General features: G+C 65.3%; 16 protein-coding genes. 7 read left to right on the plus strand and 9 right to left on the minus strand.

The annotated features are described in order from the left end of the window. The coding region (locus VJ673_RS14465; RefSeq protein ID WP_324126833.1) for an EAL domain-containing protein at positions 1–414 on the plus strand (414 nt) is incomplete at its 5' end. Here the strand turns inward: VJ673_RS14465 and VJ673_RS14470 are convergent. Genes VJ673_RS14470 through VJ673_RS14505 form a run of 8 tightly spaced genes read right to left on the minus strand, consistent with a single transcriptional unit; the run spans position 378 to position 6,884 of the window. Further along, positions 378–710: a non-heme iron oxygenase ferredoxin subunit gene (locus VJ673_RS14470; protein ID WP_324126834.1), complete on the minus strand. Its 333-nt coding sequence runs from the start codon at positions 708–710 to the stop codon at positions 378–380. The two genes, VJ673_RS14465 and VJ673_RS14470, sit on opposite strands and share 37 nt — an antisense overlap. Then, complete coding sequence (locus VJ673_RS14475) at positions 710–1,078, minus strand: SUF system Fe-S cluster assembly protein (protein ID WP_324126835.1); 369 nt, start codon at positions 1,076–1,078, stop codon at positions 710–712. The genes VJ673_RS14470 and VJ673_RS14475 overlap by 1 nt, the downstream gene beginning before the upstream one ends. Before the next feature lie 15 nt (positions 1,079–1,093). Beyond that, entirely contained in the window at positions 1,094–1,546 is a 453-nt protein-coding gene (gene sufU, locus VJ673_RS14480) for a Fe-S cluster assembly sulfur transfer protein SufU (RefSeq protein WP_324126836.1), read from the minus strand. Beyond that, a complete protein-coding gene (locus VJ673_RS14485) occupies positions 1,539–2,783 on the minus strand; it encodes a cysteine desulfurase (protein ID WP_324126848.1) in 1,245 nt (414 codons plus the stop codon). Before VJ673_RS14485 ends, sufU begins: the two co-directional genes overlap by 8 nt. Positions 2,784–2,833: 50 nt before the next feature. Next, positions 2,834–4,144, minus strand: coding sequence for a Fe-S cluster assembly protein SufD (gene sufD / locus VJ673_RS14490; protein WP_324126837.1), 1,311 nt, complete (start codon positions 4,142–4,144; stop codon positions 2,834–2,836). After that, on the minus strand, positions 4,141–4,926 hold the full coding sequence (sufC, locus tag VJ673_RS14495; protein ID WP_324126838.1) for a Fe-S cluster assembly ATPase SufC: 786 nt from the start codon (positions 4,924–4,926) through the stop codon (positions 4,141–4,143). Before sufC ends, sufD begins: the two co-directional genes overlap by 4 nt. Positions 4,927–4,938: 12 nt before the next feature. Next, a complete protein-coding gene (sufB, locus tag VJ673_RS14500; protein ID WP_324126839.1) occupies positions 4,939–6,387 on the minus strand; it encodes a Fe-S cluster assembly protein SufB in 1,449 nt (482 codons plus the stop codon). A 50-nt stretch (positions 6,388–6,437) separates the two neighbouring features. Continuing rightward, positions 6,438–6,884 (minus strand): SUF system Fe-S cluster assembly regulator, encoded by a 447-nt coding sequence (locus tag VJ673_RS14505; RefSeq protein ID WP_324126840.1) that lies wholly within the window; start codon positions 6,882–6,884, stop codon positions 6,438–6,440. A gap of 167 nt (positions 6,885–7,051) precedes the next feature. Between VJ673_RS14505 and VJ673_RS14510 the strand changes: the two genes are divergently transcribed. The 5 genes from VJ673_RS14510 to VJ673_RS14530 are packed head-to-tail and all read left to right on the plus strand — an operon-like array spanning position 7,052 to position 12,416. After that, positions 7,052–9,496, plus strand: a complete 2,445-nt coding sequence (locus VJ673_RS14510; protein WP_324126841.1) for a Lon protease family protein — start codon at positions 7,052–7,054, stop codon at positions 9,494–9,496. A 25-nt stretch (positions 9,497–9,521) separates the two neighbouring features. Beyond that, positions 9,522–10,118 carry an isochorismatase family protein gene (locus VJ673_RS14515; RefSeq protein ID WP_324126842.1) on the plus strand — a complete coding sequence of 199 codons (597 nt, stop codon included), beginning with the start codon at positions 9,522–9,524 and terminating at the stop codon, positions 10,116–10,118. A gap of 1 nt (position 10,119) precedes the next feature. After that, the gene (locus VJ673_RS14520; RefSeq protein WP_324126843.1) at positions 10,120–11,493 is read left to right on the plus strand and encodes a nicotinate phosphoribosyltransferase; all 1,374 of its coding nucleotides are present in this window, start codon (positions 10,120–10,122) and stop codon (positions 11,491–11,493) included. Further along, positions 11,490–11,975, plus strand: coding sequence for a YbhB/YbcL family Raf kinase inhibitor-like protein (locus VJ673_RS14525; RefSeq protein ID WP_324126844.1), 486 nt, complete (start codon positions 11,490–11,492; stop codon positions 11,973–11,975). Before VJ673_RS14520 ends, VJ673_RS14525 begins: the two co-directional genes overlap by 4 nt. A 30-nt stretch (positions 11,976–12,005) precedes the next feature. Beyond that, positions 12,006–12,416 carry a carboxypeptidase-like regulatory domain-containing protein gene (locus tag VJ673_RS14530; RefSeq protein ID WP_324126845.1) on the plus strand — a complete coding sequence of 137 codons (411 nt, stop codon included), beginning with the start codon at positions 12,006–12,008 and terminating at the stop codon, positions 12,414–12,416. 33 nt (positions 12,417–12,449) lie between these two features. Here VJ673_RS14530 and VJ673_RS14535 read toward each other — a convergent pair whose 3' ends face one another. Further along, positions 12,450–13,190: an S-methyl-5'-thioinosine phosphorylase gene (locus VJ673_RS14535; protein ID WP_324126846.1), complete on the minus strand. Its 741-nt coding sequence runs from the start codon at positions 13,188–13,190 to the stop codon at positions 12,450–12,452. 167 nt (positions 13,191–13,357) lie between these two features. Between VJ673_RS14535 and typA the strand changes: the two genes are divergently transcribed. Further along, a complete protein-coding gene (typA, locus tag VJ673_RS14540) occupies positions 13,358–15,175 on the plus strand; it encodes a translational GTPase TypA (protein WP_324126847.1) in 1,818 nt (605 codons plus the stop codon). The last annotated feature ends 110 nt before the right edge of the window (positions 15,176–15,285 follow it).

Below are 15,285 nucleotides of genomic sequence, written 5' to 3' on the forward strand. Positions count from 1 at the left end.
ATCACCGAGAACCTGCTGATGGATGACGCCGAGTGCGTCATTGCGAAGGTTCAGGAGCTTCGCCGCCAGGGCATCCACATCTCGATCGACGACTTCGGCACGCGCTACTCGTCGCTCAACTACCTGCGCCGCTTCCCGGTGAATACCGTGAAGATCGACCAGTCCTTCGTGCGCGACCTCGACAGCTCGGGGCGGGCTTCGCCGGTGATCGGCGCGATCGTCAGCATCGCCCAGGGCTTCGGGCTCAACGTGCTCGCCGAGGGCGTCGAAACGCAGTACCAGGTCGATGCCCTGCTCGCCCAAGGCTGCGAAGTGATGCAGGGCTTCCGCTTCAGCCCGCCCGTGCCGGTCGACGAACTGCTGCCCTTCCTGCGGACCTATCGCGCCCCAGTCGCCGGCGCATTGGCAACCTGAACGCTCCCCTCGTGCACCCGCACGGGGAATACGGCAACCGGTTCATAGGCGGGCGGCGACAGCGCTTCGCCGGTGAGGAGTGAAAACCGCGCACCATGGCGCGGGCAGGTCACTTCGCAGCCGTGAACCACACCCCACGAGAGGTTCTCGTCCTCGTGGCTGCAGCGGTCCTCGAGCGCATGGTAATTGTTGCCGACGCGGAACACCGCGACCGCACGGCCATCCTCCAGTTCGACCACGCGCACGCCTCCCGGAAGGAGCTCGCCCATCGGGCAGACATCGATCCAGATCTCCATCACAACAGCCCCAGGTCGAGCCGCGCCGCCTCGCTCATCCGATCCTGCGTCCAGGGCGGATCCCACACCAATTCGACTGTCGCGTCCTCGACGCCTTCGATGGAACCGACGGCTTCCGTCACGCTGTTGACCAGGCTTTCCGCCACCGGGCACGCGGGGGCGGTGAGCGTCATGCGGATGTCGACCTTGCCTTTCGCCTCGTCGATATCGAGCCCGTAGATGAGTCCCAGGTCGTAGATATTGACCGGGATCTCCGGATCGTAGATCAGGCGGAGCATCGCGACCACCTCGTCGCGCAAGCCTTCTCCTTCCGCAGCCTTCCGTGCGGCCGAAGATTCCGCCCGATGCAGCCAGTCGAAGATGCTCATGCTCGCCTCCTCCATTCAGCCTTCCGTCGACACCGGGCTCGATTCGCCTCTGAGGGCCGCGAGCAGCGTATGCCACGCAAGCGTCGCGCACTTCACGCGGGAGGGAAATTCCTGCACCCCCCCCAGCACTTCGAGCTTGCCCAGCGGCGGTTCGCCGCGTCGCTCACCCTCACCGGTGACCATCGCCCGGAATTCGTCGAAGAGCGCCCGCACCTCCTCCTCGCTGCGCCCCTTCAGCGCTTCCGTCATCAGCGACGCGGAAGCGGTCGAGATCGCGCAGCCCACGCCTTCAAAGCGGGCGTCTTCGATCCGGCCATCGCGCACTTTCAACTGCAGTTTGATGCGGTCCCCGCAGAGCGGATTGAAACCTTCGGCATGATGATCGGCGTCCGCGAGCGGGCCGAAATTCCGCGGGTGCCGCCCGTGGTCGATGATCATTTCCTGATAGAGCTCGCGCAGCTCAGACATGGCCGAACACCTCGCGGACCTTGCGCAGCGCCGCGAACAGCGCCTCCACGTCCTCGTGGGTGTTGTAGAGCGCGAACGATGCGCGCACGGTCGCCGGCACGCCGAAGAACTCCATCAGCGGCATCGCGCAGTGATGCCCGGTGCGCACGGCGACGCCTTCGAGGTCGAGGATCGTCCCGACGTCGTGCGGATGCACGTCCGCCAGCACGAAGGACAGGATCGCCGCCTTGTCCCTTGCGGTGCCGATCAGGCGCAGGCCCGGCATTTCCTGCGCGAGCGAGGTCGCATGCCTCAGCAGTGCGTGCTCATGCGCGCCGATGGCCTCAAAGCCGATCTTCTCGACGTAGCGGATCGCCTCGGCGAGCCCGACCGCGCCCGCGATGTTCGGCGTCCCGGCCTCGAACTTGTAAGGCAGATCGTTCCACGTCGAGCGCTCGAAGCTGACCGTGCGGATCATGTCGCCCCCGCCCTGCCACGGTGGCATCGATTCGAGCAGCGCACGCTTGCCGTAAAGCACGCCGGTCCCCGTTGGCCCGAACAGTTTGTGGCCGGAAAACGCGTAGAAATCGCAATCGAGCGCCTGGACGTCGACGGCCAGATGCGGCACCGCTTGTGCGCCATCCACGAGCACCACGGCGCCGTACGCGCGTGCCAGCCGGACAAGGTCTGCGACCGGGTTGATGCTGCCGAGCGCGTTCGAGACATGTGTCAGGCCGACGATCCGGGTCCGCGGCCCGAGCAGCCGTTCGAACGCCTCGACGATCAGTTCGCCCGCATCATTCACGGGCGCGATCCTCAGCGTCGCGCCGGTACGTTCGCACGCCAACTGCCACGGCACGATGTTCGAGTGGTGCTCCATCCCCGTGATCAGGACCTCGTCTCCGGCCTTCAGACGCGCACCGTAACTGTTCGCGACCAGGTTGATCGCCTCGGTCGTGCCGCGCACGAACACGATTTCCTCGCGCCGCTGGGCATTCAGGAAGCGCTGCACGACATCGCGCCCGCCTTCGAAAGCATCGGTCGCCTCCTGGCTCAGGCGATGCACGCCGCGATGCACGTTGGCGTTCGACTCGCCGTAGAAACGCGCCTCGGCCTCGATCACGCAACGCGGCTTCTGGCTCGTCGCGCCGTTGTCGAGATAGACGAGCGGCTTGCCATGCACGCTGCGGTCCAGGATCGGGAAATCCGCGCGACAGCGAGCAAACAAGGCCGAAAGCTCGCGCGCCTGCAAACCCATTGCAGGACTGGTTTGGATGTCCAACTTCATATCGCCCATCGATCGCTCCCTCAAATCGCCTGCACCCTCCGCCCGGGCAGCAGCGCTTCGAGCCGCGCACGCAACGGATCGAACACGACGCCCGCGAGAGTTTCGAGCGCAAACGCACGAATCAGCAAGGCGCGCGCGTCCGCTTCGCCGATACCGCGCGAACGCAGGTAGTAGAGCTGGTCTTCATCCAGCTGGCCGACCGTCGCGCCGTGTGCGCACTTCACGTCGTCGGCCCAGATTTCGAGTTGCGGCTTGGTGTCGACCTCGGCGTCGTCCGACAGCAGCAGGTTGCGGTTCGTCTGCTGCGCGTCCGTCCCCTGTGCATCGGGGCGCACGATTACGCGACCGTTAAACACCGCCCGCGCCGAGCCGTCGAGCACGCCCTTGTAGAGTTCGCGGCTCGTTCCTCGCGGCTCTGCATGATCGATGAAGGTGTGGTGATCGACATGGCGGCGCCCGTCGCCCACGTACAGGCCCACGAATTCCGTATCGCAGCCTTCTGCCAGGCGGGTCGCGATCGCGCTGCGCGCGAGTTGCGCACCGAAAGCGAAGGCGTGCGAGCCGAAGCGGCTGTCGCGTGCCTGTTCCGCGGCAATCCGCGCAATATGAAAGCTCTTGCGGCTCTCCTGCTGCAGTTTCGTGTGGTTCACACGCGCTGACTTGCCGACGACGATGCGCGTCACCGCGTCGGTGAGATAACTCGCGTCGTCCGGTCCGACATGGTGCTCGATGACGGTCACGCCCGCGCCGTCGCCCGTCTGCACGAGGTTGTGCGGAAAACTCGCCGCATCACCTCGGTTCGTGACGAACAGCAGATGGACCGGCTCCTCGATGACGACGCCGGGCGCGAGATCGATCCACGCGCCGTCGCTCCATAGCGCCTCGTTCAGCGCACCGAAGCCGTCTGCAGCGTTCCCGCCGCCGAAGAACTCCGCCAGCCGGTCTGCGTAAGTGACACTGGCCAGCGCGAGGCTCCCGATATGCGCCCCTTCGGGCAAGGCCCCGACCTGCGACAATGCCGACATGTAGTGTCCATCGACAAACACGAGGCGATGCGTGCCGGGCAGCGCATGGGCCGCCACCAGTTCTCCAACGCCTTCCAGCGAAACATCGGCCACGACATCGAAGGCCCGCCGGCCGATCCCCGCAACGTTCGTGTATTTCCAGTCCTCGTCGCGCGTCGTCGGCAATCCGAGTTCGACAAAGCGTTCGATCGCTTCGCTGCGCAGGCGCCGCATCCACGGCACGGACGCACCCGGCAGCCGCGCCTGACGTTCCGCGAACGCGGACACGAAGCGATCCACAAAAGGATTGTCCGCTGCGCCCATCATCGCCCCACTCCCCCCGCAGCCGAACCCGCTTCCTTACGCGCCTCGGCCTCGACCCAGCCATACCCTTTCCGCTCAAGCTCCAGCGCAAGTTCCGGCCCGCCCGACAAGGCGATCCGCCCCTGCGCAAGCACGTGCACGCGATCCGGTCGGATGTGGTCGAGCAAGCGCTGGTAGTGCGTCACCAGGATCATCGAGCGCTCCGGATCGCGCATCGCGGTGACACCCTTCGCAACGACCTTCAGCGCATCGATGTCGAGCCCCGAATCGGTCTCGTCGAGGATCGCAAGCCGCGGCGCGAGCACCGCCATCTGCAGGATCTCGTTGCGTTTCTTCTCGCCGCCCGAAAAGCCTTCGTTCACAGCGCGGTACAGCAGGCTCTCGTCCATCTCCATGAGCCGCAGCTTCGCTTTCACAAGCGACAGGAAGTCCATCGCATCGAGTTCCGCCTCGCCGCGATGACGACGGATCGCATTGAGCGCCGACTTCAGCAGATAGATGTTGGCCACACCGGGAATCTCGACCGGATACTGGAACGCGAGGAAGATCCCTTCGCGCGCCCGCTCCTCGGCGCTCAGTGCGAGCAGATCCCGTCCTAGGTAACGGACCTCACCGTCGGTCACGACATAGCCCTCGCGCCCCGCCAGCACGTGCGCGAGCGTGCTCTTGCCCGAACCGTTCGGCCCCATGATCGCGTGCACCTCGCCCGGCCCGACGCTCAGGTCGAGTCCATGCAGGATCGGCTTGTCGTCCACCGTCACGTGCAGATTGCGGATCTCCAGCATCTTCTCACTCCCTCAGCCGATGCTGCCTTCGAGGCTCACGCCGAGCAGCTTCTGCGCCTCGACCGCGAACTCCATCGGCAACTGCTTGAACACCTCCTTGCAGAATCCTGACACAATCAGCGACACCGCGTCCTCGGGCGAGATGCCACGGCTCTGGCAATAGAAGAGCTGATCCTCGCCAATGCGCGAGGTCGAAGCCTCATGTTCGACGCGCGCCGTCGGATTCTTCACTTCGATGTACGGGAAGGTGTGCGCCGCGCACCGGTCGCCGAGCAGCAGCGAATCGCACTGCGTGTAGTTACGCGCCCCGACCGCGGTCTTCGCGACCTTCACCAGCCCGCGATACGCGTTGCTGCCGTGTCCCGCGGAGATGCCCTTCGACAGGATCGTGCTGCGCGTATTGCGGCCCAGATGAATCATCTTCGTGCCGGTGTCGGCCTGCTGATAGTGGTTCGTCAGCGCCACCGAATGGAACTCGCCCACCGAGTCGTCGCCCCTCAGGATCACGCTCGGATATTTCCACGTGATCGCCGAACCGGTCTCGACCTGCGTCCACGAAATCTTCGCCTTCGCCTCGCGGCACTCGCCGCGTTTCGTCACGAAGTTGTAGATGCCGCCCTTGCCTTCCTTGTCGCCCGGGTACCAGTTCTGCACCGTCGAATACTTGATCTGCGCGCCTTCCAGCGCGATCAGCTCGACGACCGCCGCATGCAACTGGTTCTCGTCGCGCATCGGCGCCGTGCAGCCTTCGAGGTAACTGACGTAGGCCCCCCGGTCGGCAATGATCAGCGTGCGCTCGAACTGCCCGGTGTTCATCGCGTTGATGCGGAAGTAGGTCGACAACTCCATCGGGCAGCGCACACCCGGCGGGATGTAGCAGAACGAACCGTCCGAGAACACCGCCGAGTTCAGCGTCGCGAAGAAGTTGTCGGTGTAAGGCACGACCGTGCCCAGATACTGCCGCACGAGTTCCGGATGCTTCTGCACCGCCTCCGAAAACGAGCAGAAGATGATCCCCTGCTCGGCCAGCTTGTCCCGGAAGGTCGTCGCGACTGATACGCTGTCGAACACCGCATCCACCGCGACACCCGCCAGCAGCTCGCGCTCCCGCAAGGGCACACCGAGCTTCTCATAGGTACGCAGCAACTCGGGATCGACCTCGTCGAGGCTCTTCGGCCCATCGCCCTTCGAGCGCGGCGCCGAGTAATACACGATGTCTTGATAATCGATCGGTGGATGGCGGACGGTCGGCCACTGCGGCTCCGTCATCGTCACCCAGTGGCGGAACGCCTGCAGGCGCCACTCCAGCATGAACTCCGGCTCATTCTTCTTCGCCGAAATCAGACGGACCACGTCCTCGGACAAACCGCGCGGAATGGTATCCGTCTCCAGCGGCGTATAGAAGCCATGCCGATACTCCTGGCTGATCAGGTCATCGAGTTGAACGACTTGGTTGCCCATCGTCCCCTATCTCCATTCCCAATTCGACGCCGCCAATTCGACGCCGGCCATCACTCGCCCGGACTGGCGACGACTTCGTCGCCGGCGACGCGTTCCGCCACCCGGGCAAACTCGGCCAATCTGACGCTTTCGAGCGAGGCGCGCAGCAGCGAGTTGATCCCTTGCCACCCCGCCCGCACCGTACAAGTCGCTTCCTGCGCGCACGTGCCAGCGGCGACACTGCATTCGGTCACGCCCACCGGCCCTTCGACGGCATCCACGATCTGCGCGATCGAGATTTCCGCCGCTTCGCGAGCGAGCCGATAACCGCCATGCGTCCCACGGTGCGACACCAGCAGCCCCTCGCGCGCCAGACACTTCATCAACTTGCTCACGGTCGCAGCCCCCAGCCCGGTTGCCATCGCCATGTCGCACGCACTGAACAAACGCAAAGGCTGACGGGCCATGTGAACCATGATCATCGTCCCGTAGTCGCCCAGTTTGCTCACTCTCAGCATGACACTCGTCCGGTTGCACAATATCGGACCGAAACGGTACTTTTTGGTTCCGGCTCTCGCCAACGCGCGGGACTTGGATTCTAATCACGCATAAGCGGCCCGATTCCTGCTGCATAGCGACCGCAACCTTCCCATCGGCGTTTTCTTCCGCCAGGAGAAACGTGCATATGCCAGACATCGTGCCGCTCGATCCCCGGCTGCTTTGCAGCCGCTGCACGCCCGACCTGCTCGACTTCGAAACCACGGACGCGCTGCCCGATCCCGACGTCGTCTTCGGCCAGTCGCGCGCCATCGACGCGCTTTGCCTCGCCACCGAGATCACGGCCCCGGGCTACAACGTCTTCGTGCTCGGCGAACCCGGCAGCCACCGCCACAAGGCCGTGCAACGCATGCTGGAAAGCCGCGTCGCCTCCCGCCCTTCGCCGGGCGACTGGTGCTACGTCAACAACTTCGACCAGCCCAACAACCCGCGCGCGCTCCAGTTGCCGCCCGGTCGCGGTGCACAGTTGCGCGACGACATGGAGCATTTCGTCTCCGAGGTCGGCCAGGCGATCAACTCGGGCTTCGAAAGCGAGGAATATCGCACTCGCGCCGAAGCGATCCAGGAGGAATTCAAGCAGCGCGAGGAAGCCTCGCTTCGCGAGCTTGGCGACACCGCGACGCAGCAAAGCGTCGCCCTCGTCCGCACCCCGCAGGGCTTCGCCTTCCTGCCGATGAAAGGCGAGGAGACGCTCGATCCCGAAGCCTTCGCGGCCCTGCCCGAAGACGAGCGCGAGCGCATCGCCAAGAGCAGCGAATCGCTGCGCGAACAACTGCACAAGCTCCTGCAGCAGTTTCCGCGCTGGCGCCGCGAGATGCAGGGCCGTCTGCACGAACTCAACCGCGAGACGCTGGAACTCGCCGTCGGTCACCTCATCGAGGAACTCCAGGAGCGTCATCGCGACCTCCCGACCGTCGTCGATTTCCTGCGCGACGTCCTGCACGACATCGTCGAGGTGGGCCAGGAATTGCGCGAACAAGCCGCGAAGGGCAACACGTCCGAAGGCGGCATCTCGGCGCAGCGCTACCAGGTCAATCTTCTCGTCGACCAGGACGCCCGCGGCAAGGCGCCGCTCGAATTCGAAGATCATCCGACCTACCCGAATCTCGTCGGCCGCGTCGATCACATCGCGACCATGGGCACCCTAGTCACCAACTTCACGCTGATCAAGGCCGGCGCACTGCACCGTGCGAACGGCGGTTTCCTGCTCCTCGACGCCGAGAAAGTGCTCACGCAGCCCTACGCGTGGGAAGGACTCAAGCGCGCGCTCAAGTCGGAGCAGATCCGCATCGAATCGCTCGCCCAGGTGTATGGCTGGATGGGCGCCCTGCCCCTCGAACCCGAGCCCATTCCCCTCGACGTCAAACTCGTGCTGTTCGGGCAGCGCATCCACTACTACCTGCTCAAGCAGCTCGATCCGGAATTCCCGGAACTGTTCAAGATCGCCGCCGATTTCGAGGACAGCGTCGAGCGCAACCCGGACAACACTCGAGACTTCCTCCGTACCGTCGCAGCGCTGGCCCGCGGCGCACAGCTCCTGCCCCTGCGCTCGGATGCCGCCGGCCGGCTCGTCGAGCACGCTGCGCGTCTGGCGGCAGACGCACACCGCCTATCGACCCGGACCCGCGATATCGCCGATCTGCTGCACGAGTCCCACCACTTGGCAAAAGCCGCGGGGCGCAAATTCATCGGCCGCGACGACATCGAGCACGCGCTCGCCGCACGCATCCGTCGCGCGGACCGGCTGCGGGACACGATCCACGACGCCGTCCTGCGCAACACCCTACTGATCGAGACCGCCGGCAGCGAAGTCGGCCAGATCAACGGCCTCGCCGTGATCGATCTCGGCGACTTTGCCTTCGGACGCCCGATGCGCATCACCGCGACCGCGCGGCCCGGCGAAGGCGGCGTCGCCGACATCGAACGCAAAGCCGAGCTCGGCGGAGCGATCCATACCAAGGGCGTGATGATCCTCTCCGCCTTCCTCACTGCACGCTATGCGATGGCACGTCCGCTATCACTCGCCGCGAGTATCGTCTTCGAGCAGTCCTACGGGCCGGTCGAGGGCGACAGCGCCTCGCTCGCCGAACTGTGCACCCTGCTGTCGACGCTATCCGGGGCCCCGATTCGCCAGTCCCTGGCCGTCACGGGGTCCGTGAACCAGCGCGGCAAGGTTCAGGCCATCGGCGGCGTGAGCGAGAAGATCGAAGGCTTCTTCGACATCTGCAAGGCCCGGGGACTGAGTGGCGACCAAGGCGTGATCATCCCCCACGCCAATGTCCAGCATCTGATGCTGCGCGAAGAGGTCGTCGACGCCGCGCGCAATGGACTTTTCCACGTCTATGCGGTCCACGATGTGGACGAGGCCATCTCACTCCTGACCGGCATCGCCGCCGGCACGGCCAACGATGGCGGGACTTGGCCCGACGGCAGCATCAACCAGCGCATCGACGCCCAGCTTGCCCGCTTTGCCGCGGTTTGCAGCCCCCAGCGTGAGCGCCGCCGGAACCTCTCCAATACCCGCCCAGAGCACCGAAAATCAGGACAGGGGCCGGACAGCAAACTAGATTGAAGAGATTCGCGACCCGGAGATCCCCATGCCGAGCGACGCACCGACAACACCCCGAGCAGGCGACGCATTGCTGCTCGTCGACGTTCAGAACGATTTCCTGCCCGGCGGCAATCTTGCCGTATCCCATGGCGACGAGATCATCCCCCCGCTGAACCGGCTGATCCAAAGCTTTTCGCGCCGCAGCCTGCCGATCTTCGCCACCCGTGACTGGCACCCCCCGCAACACTGTTCCTTCCACGAGCAGGCGGGTCCATGGCCGCCCCACTGCGTCGCCGGCACCCAGGGTGCGGCCTTCCCCGCCAACCTCGCGCTGCCGCATGACACCGCCATCGTCTCCAAAGCGACGACCGTCGACCAGGACGCCTATTCGGGTTTCGGCGGCACCGAGCTCCATTACCAACTGCGCGGCGCCGGCGCCCGGCGGCTCTTCGTCGGCGGACTCGCGACCGACTATTGCGTGCTCAACACGGTGAGGGATGCAGTTGCCAAAGGCTATGAGGTTCTGCTGCTGACCGACGCCGTCCGTGCCGTGGACGTCCAACCCGGCGACGGCGACCGCGCCGTCGACGAGATGCAAAAACTTGGTGCAAGCCTCATCGCCAGCGCCCAGGTGGCCGACTGAGATGCCCCGCCTCGATCCCGAGCACGCCCTGCTCACCGACCTGTACCAGCTGACGATGCTGCAGTGCTACTTCGAGCGCGACATGACCCATATGGCGTCTTTCGAATTCTTCGTCCGCAAGCTCCCGCCGCACCGCAATTTCCTCGTCGCCGCCGGCCTGGAACAGGTGCTCGACTACCTTCAGGACCTGCACTTCTCGGCGGACGAACTCGACTGGCTGCGCGCCTGCGGGCGCTTCAAGCCGGACTTCGTCGACTGGCTGGGCTCGCTGCGCTTCACCGGCGACGTCGACGCCATGCCCGAAGGCACGATCTTCTTCCCCGACGAGCCCATCCTCCGCGTCACCGCACCGCTGCCCCAGGCCCAGCTCGTCGAGACCCGCATCATCAACCTGCTGCAGTTCCAGACCATGGTCGCGTCCAAGGCGGCGCGTTGCGGACTCGCCGCACAAGGGCGCCTGCTCGTCGATTTCGGCCTGCGCCGGGCCCACGGCGCCGAAGCTGGACTTCTCTCGGCACGCGCGAGCCATCTTGCGGGCTTCGGCGGCACGGCAACCGTGCTCGCCGGCATGAAATGGGACATCCCGCTTTACGGCACGATGGCGCACTCCTTCATCCAGGCCCACGACAACGAAACCGACGCCTTCGAAGATTTCGCGCGCTCACAGCCAGCGGCGAACACCATGCTGATCGACACCTACGACACCGAGGCCGCGACGCGCAAGGTCGTCAGCCTCGCCCGCGCCCTTGCGCCCGAAGGCATCACGATCCGGGCCGTGCGCATCGACAGCGGCGACCTCGCTGAACATGCGCGCCGCGTCCGCAGCATCCTCGACGACGCAGGCCTCGCCTCGCTGCGCATCTTTGTCAGCGGCAATCTCGACGAATACGCCGTGCGCGACCTCGTCGCGGCGCGGGCCCCGATCGACGGCTTCGGCGTCGGCACCCGCATGAACACCTCGGCCGACTACCCTTACCTCGATTGCGCCTACAAACTGCAGGAATACGGCGGCCGCGCACGCCGCAAGCGCTCCGAAGGCAAGGCCACGTGGCCGGGCCGCAAGCAGGTATACCGCAGCCTGGACGCCGACGGCCGCTTGGCGGGCGATGTGCTCACCCTCGTCAACGACACGGCGATCGGCGAACCCCTGCTCGCCCCGGTGATGACGGGCGGGATGCGCCTCGCCGCCCCTCCGCCGCTCGCCGCGCTGCGCGAGCACGCCCGCGCGCAGCTCACGTCGCTGCCGGACGATCTGCGCGCCCTCGACACCCCGGCCACCTATCCGGTCGTCGTCGCCGACGCGCTCCGCGCGCTCGCCGACACCGTCGACCGCGAGATGGGCGCCCCTTCCTCGACTTCCGGAGATTTCGAATGAGCCTCAGCATCACTTCGCGCGCCTTCGCACACCAGGCGCCGATTCCCGCGACCTACACCTGCGAAGGCCGCAATGTCTCTCCGCCCCTTTCGTGGGAAGGCGCTCCCCCCAGTACGCAGAGCCTCGTGCTGATCGTCGACGACCCCGACGCCCCGGACCCCGCCGCGCCGAAGATGACCTGGGTGCACTGGGTGCTCTACAACCTGCCCCCGTCCAGCACCGGCTTGGCCGAGGCCGTGTCCTCCGCGCAACTCCCCGCGGCGACGCTCGAAGGCCTCAACGACTGGAACCGTACCGGCTATGGCGGCCCCTGCCCGCCGATCGGCCGTCACCGCTACTTCCACAAGCTATACGCACTCGACCTCATGCTGCCGGATCTCGGCCACCCCACGAAGGCCGCGCTGGAGGCTGCGATGCAGGGACATATCCTGGCGCAAACCGAACTTGTCGGAACCTATCAGCGCGGCCAGCTGTCCCGATAGCGAGGGGTGTAGAAAAAAGGAGCCGGAATCATGCACATCCTGCGCATTGCGGCCTCGCTGGCCGTTCTCGCCACGGCGCTCCCGATCCAGAGGGCATACGCGGCCGAGGATCCTCTGCCGACGCAGAGCTACGAAGGAATTTCCTTTGTGACCGGCGGAGTCGGACTGGAGGAACGCGAGCAGATCAGTCGCATCGGACGCGACTACAACCTCAAGCTCATGTTCGCCGAACGCGGCGGCGATTATCTCGGAAACGTGAAGGTCGTCGTCGCGAAACCCGCGGGCAAGACCGTCCTCGAAGCCACGGCGGACGGCCCCATCCTGCTCGCGCGCCTGCCGCAGGGCACCTACCGCATCACGGTCAGCGCCGACGGCAAGGACCAAGTCCGCACGGCCCAGGTTCCGGCTCACGGACAAGGATCGATGATCTTCCGCTGGTGACGGGGCGGGCGCCCAGCCGCGCGTCCTCGCCGTTCAGGGCCGGCGGCAGACTTCTTCAAGCACGCGGCGCACGCGAATCATCGCTTCGTGCAGCACCACTTCAATGGTGCTGAACTGGATGCCCGTTTCGCTGGCGCCGCGCCCGGCCGCATAGTTCGCGATCACGTTGATCGCAGCATAAGGCACGCCCAGTTCCCGCGCGAGCGAAGCCTCGGGCATGCCAGTCATCCCGACGAGCTCGGCGCCGTCGCGCTCCAGGCGGTTCACCTCGGCAGCCGTCTCGAGACGCGGGCCCTGCGTCGCCGCATAGACCCCGCCGTCGTACATCGGCTCGCCGATCCCAGTTGACGCTTCCAGGATGCGTTGGCGCAGCGGTTCGTCGTAGGGATGGGTGAAGTCGATGTGGTGGACCGGCTCTTCCGGACCTTCGAAGAACGTGCTACGGCGGCCCCACGTATAGTCGATGATCTGGTTCGGCACGACCAACCCACCCGGCCCGAAATCCTCGCGGATGCCGCCGACCGAGGCCACCGATACGATGGCGCTCGCCTTCGCGTGATGCAGGGCCCAAATGTTGGCCCGGTAGTTCACCTGGTGCGGCGGGATGGTATGTCCGTATCCGTGACGCGCGAGAAAGACAACCGGACGATCTGCGAGAACACCGAAGGTCAGCGCACCGGAAGGTTCGCCGTAGGGGGTCCGAACGACCTCACGACGGCTGATTTCCAGCGTCGAAAGTTGTGTCAATCCGCTACCGCCAATGATTGCGAGCATGAAGCCAGTCTCCTGTAGATCCGGCGCCAATTCTAGCATGTAGCCGAATTGCCGGCCTCCCGCCCCATGCCCGCCGGCCCCACACAAGAAATTACGCCAAGACTTTCATGGTGCACTGCCACGTCGCGTGCTAGAATATATGGTTTTTCAAAGACTTCTGGACCCACATGTCCCGCGCCATTCGCAACATCGCCATCATCGCCCACGTCGACCACGGTAAAACCACCCTCGTCGACCAACTCCTGCGCCAATCCGGCACCTTCCGCGAAAACCAGCAGGTTTCCGAACGGGTGATGGACTCCAACGATCTTGAGAAGGAGCGCGGCATCACCATTCTCGCCAAGAACTGTGCAATCCAGTACGGCGAGACTCACATCAACATCGTCGACACCCCGGGACACGCCGACTTCGGCGGCGAAGTCGAGCGCGTGCTGTCGATGGTCGACGGCGTGCTGCTGCTCGTCGATGCGGTCGAAGGCCCGATGCCGCAGACCCGCTTCGTGACCCGCAAGGCGCTGGCCCTGGGCTTGAAGCCGATCGTCGTGATCAACAAGATCGACCGCCCGGGCAGCCGTCCGGACTGGGTCATCAACCAGACCTTCGACCTCTTCGACAAGCTCGGCGCTACCGAAGAGCAGCTCGACTTCCCTGTCGTCTACGCCTCGGCGCTGAACGGCTTCGCGATGCTCGACGCCGCTACTCCCGGCACCGACATGAAGCCGCTGTACGAAGCAATCCTCGAACACGTGCCGCAGCCCGAAGTCGACTCCGAAGGCCCGCTGCAACTGCAGGTCTGCTCGCTCGACTACTCGACCTACATCGGCCAGCTCGGCATCGGCCGCATTAAGCGCGGCCGCATCCGCCCGAACCAGGAAGTCGTCGTCATGTACGGCGACGAAAACCGCGGCAAGGCCAAGATCGGCCAGGTGCTGACCTTCAAGGGCCTCGAGCGCAGCCAGGCCGAGTCGGCCGAAGCCGGCGACATCGTGCTGGTGTCCGGCATCGACCAGGTCAACATCGGCGTCACCATCTGCGACCCCGACAGCCTCGACGGCATGAAGCCGATCGCGGTCGACGAACCGACGCTGACGATGAACTTCATGGTGAACTCCTCGCCGCTCGCCGGCCGCGAAGGCAAGTTCGTCACCAGCCGCCAGATCCGCGAGCGCCTCGAAAAGGAACTCCTGAAGAACGTCGCGTTGCGCGTCAATTACACCGGCGACTCCGACGTCTTCGAAGTCTCGGGCCGTGGCGAACTGCACCTCACGATCCTGCTCGAAAACATGCGTCGCGAAGGCTTCGAGATGGCCGTCGGCCGTCCGCGTGTCGTGTTCCGCGAAGTCGACGGCGTCAAGTGCGAACCGTACGAAATGCTGACCGTCGACGTCGAGGAAGAGCACCAGGGCGGCGTGATGGAAGAGCTCGGCCGCCGCCGCGGCGAACTGCAGGACATGCAGTCCGACGGCAAGGGCCGCACCCGTCTCGAATATCGCATCCCCGCGCGCGGCCTGATCGGCTTCCAGGGCGAATTCCTGACGCTGACCCGCGGCACCGGCCTCGCGAGTCACGTCTTCGATGACTACGGCCCCCTCGCCGGCCAGATGGGCGAACGCCGCAACGGCGTGCTGATCTCGCAGGACGACGGCCAGGCTGTCGCCTACGCACTGTGGAAGCTGCAGGACCGCGGTCGCATGTTCGTGACGCACAACGACCCGGTGTACGAAGGCATGATCATCGGCATCCACTCGCGCGACAACGACCTCGTCGTGAACCCGATCAAGGGCAAGCAGCTCACCAACGTGCGCGCGTCCGGCACGGACGAAGCCGTTCGCCTGATCCCGGCGATCCAGCTGACGCTCGAATCGGCGATCGAATTCATCGCCGACGACGAGCTGGTCGAGATCACGCCGAAGTCGATCCGCCTGCGCAAGCGCTACCTCACGGAAAACGAGCGCAAGCGCGCCGCCAAGGCCGAAGCAATCTAAACCACGGGCGCACGTCGCCCATGAAAAAGGCGCTGCCGCGGCAGCGCCTTTTTGTTGTTCGGCCACCGGAAACGGCGGCCGTATGGACTGCTATCCTCAGCCGCGAGTGG

Origin of the sequence: Aromatoleum sp., from assembly GCF_035254505.1 — a bacterium.
GTDB lineage: Bacteria > Pseudomonadota > Gammaproteobacteria > Burkholderiales > Rhodocyclaceae > Aromatoleum.

What these genes read in the sequence shown, in the direction of transcription:
- VJ673_RS14535 (WP_324126846.1), bottom strand. Translation starts at nt 13,190, where the DNA reads ATGCTCGCAATCATTGGCGGTAGCGGATTGACACAACTTTCGACGCTG.
- VJ673_RS14510 (WP_324126841.1), top strand. Translation starts at nt 7,052, where the DNA reads ATGCCAGACATCGTGCCGCTCGATCCCCGGCTGCTTTGCAGCCGCTGC.
- sufC (WP_324126838.1), bottom strand. Translation starts at nt 4,926, where the DNA reads ATGCTGGAGATCCGCAATCTGCACGTGACGGTGGACGACAAGCCGATC.
- sufD (WP_324126837.1), bottom strand. Translation starts at nt 4,144, where the DNA reads ATGATGGGCGCAGCGGACAATCCTTTTGTGGATCGCTTCGTGTCCGCG.
- VJ673_RS14505 (WP_324126840.1), bottom strand. Translation starts at nt 6,884, where the DNA reads ATGCTGAGAGTGAGCAAACTGGGCGACTACGGGACGATGATCATGGTT.
- sufU (WP_324126836.1), bottom strand. Translation starts at nt 1,546, where the DNA reads ATGTCTGAGCTGCGCGAGCTCTATCAGGAAATGATCATCGACCACGGG.
- VJ673_RS14525 (WP_324126844.1), top strand. Translation starts at nt 11,490, where the DNA reads ATGAGCCTCAGCATCACTTCGCGCGCCTTCGCACACCAGGCGCCGATT.
- typA (WP_324126847.1), top strand. Translation starts at nt 13,358, where the DNA reads ATGTCCCGCGCCATTCGCAACATCGCCATCATCGCCCACGTCGACCAC.
- VJ673_RS14530 (WP_324126845.1), top strand. Translation starts at nt 12,006, where the DNA reads ATGCACATCCTGCGCATTGCGGCCTCGCTGGCCGTTCTCGCCACGGCG.
- VJ673_RS14515 (WP_324126842.1), top strand. Translation starts at nt 9,522, where the DNA reads ATGCCGAGCGACGCACCGACAACACCCCGAGCAGGCGACGCATTGCTG.
- sufB (WP_324126839.1), bottom strand. Translation starts at nt 6,387, where the DNA reads ATGGGCAACCAAGTCGTTCAACTCGATGACCTGATCAGCCAGGAGTAT.
- VJ673_RS14520 (WP_324126843.1), top strand. Translation starts at nt 10,120, where the DNA reads ATGCCCCGCCTCGATCCCGAGCACGCCCTGCTCACCGACCTGTACCAG.
- VJ673_RS14475 (WP_324126835.1), bottom strand. Translation starts at nt 1,078, where the DNA reads ATGAGCATCTTCGACTGGCTGCATCGGGCGGAATCTTCGGCCGCACGG.
- VJ673_RS14470 (WP_324126834.1), bottom strand. Translation starts at nt 710, where the DNA reads ATGGAGATCTGGATCGATGTCTGCCCGATGGGCGAGCTCCTTCCGGGA.
- VJ673_RS14485 (WP_324126848.1), bottom strand. Translation starts at nt 2,783, where the DNA reads ATGGGTTTGCAGGCGCGCGAGCTTTCGGCCTTGTTTGCTCGCTGTCGC.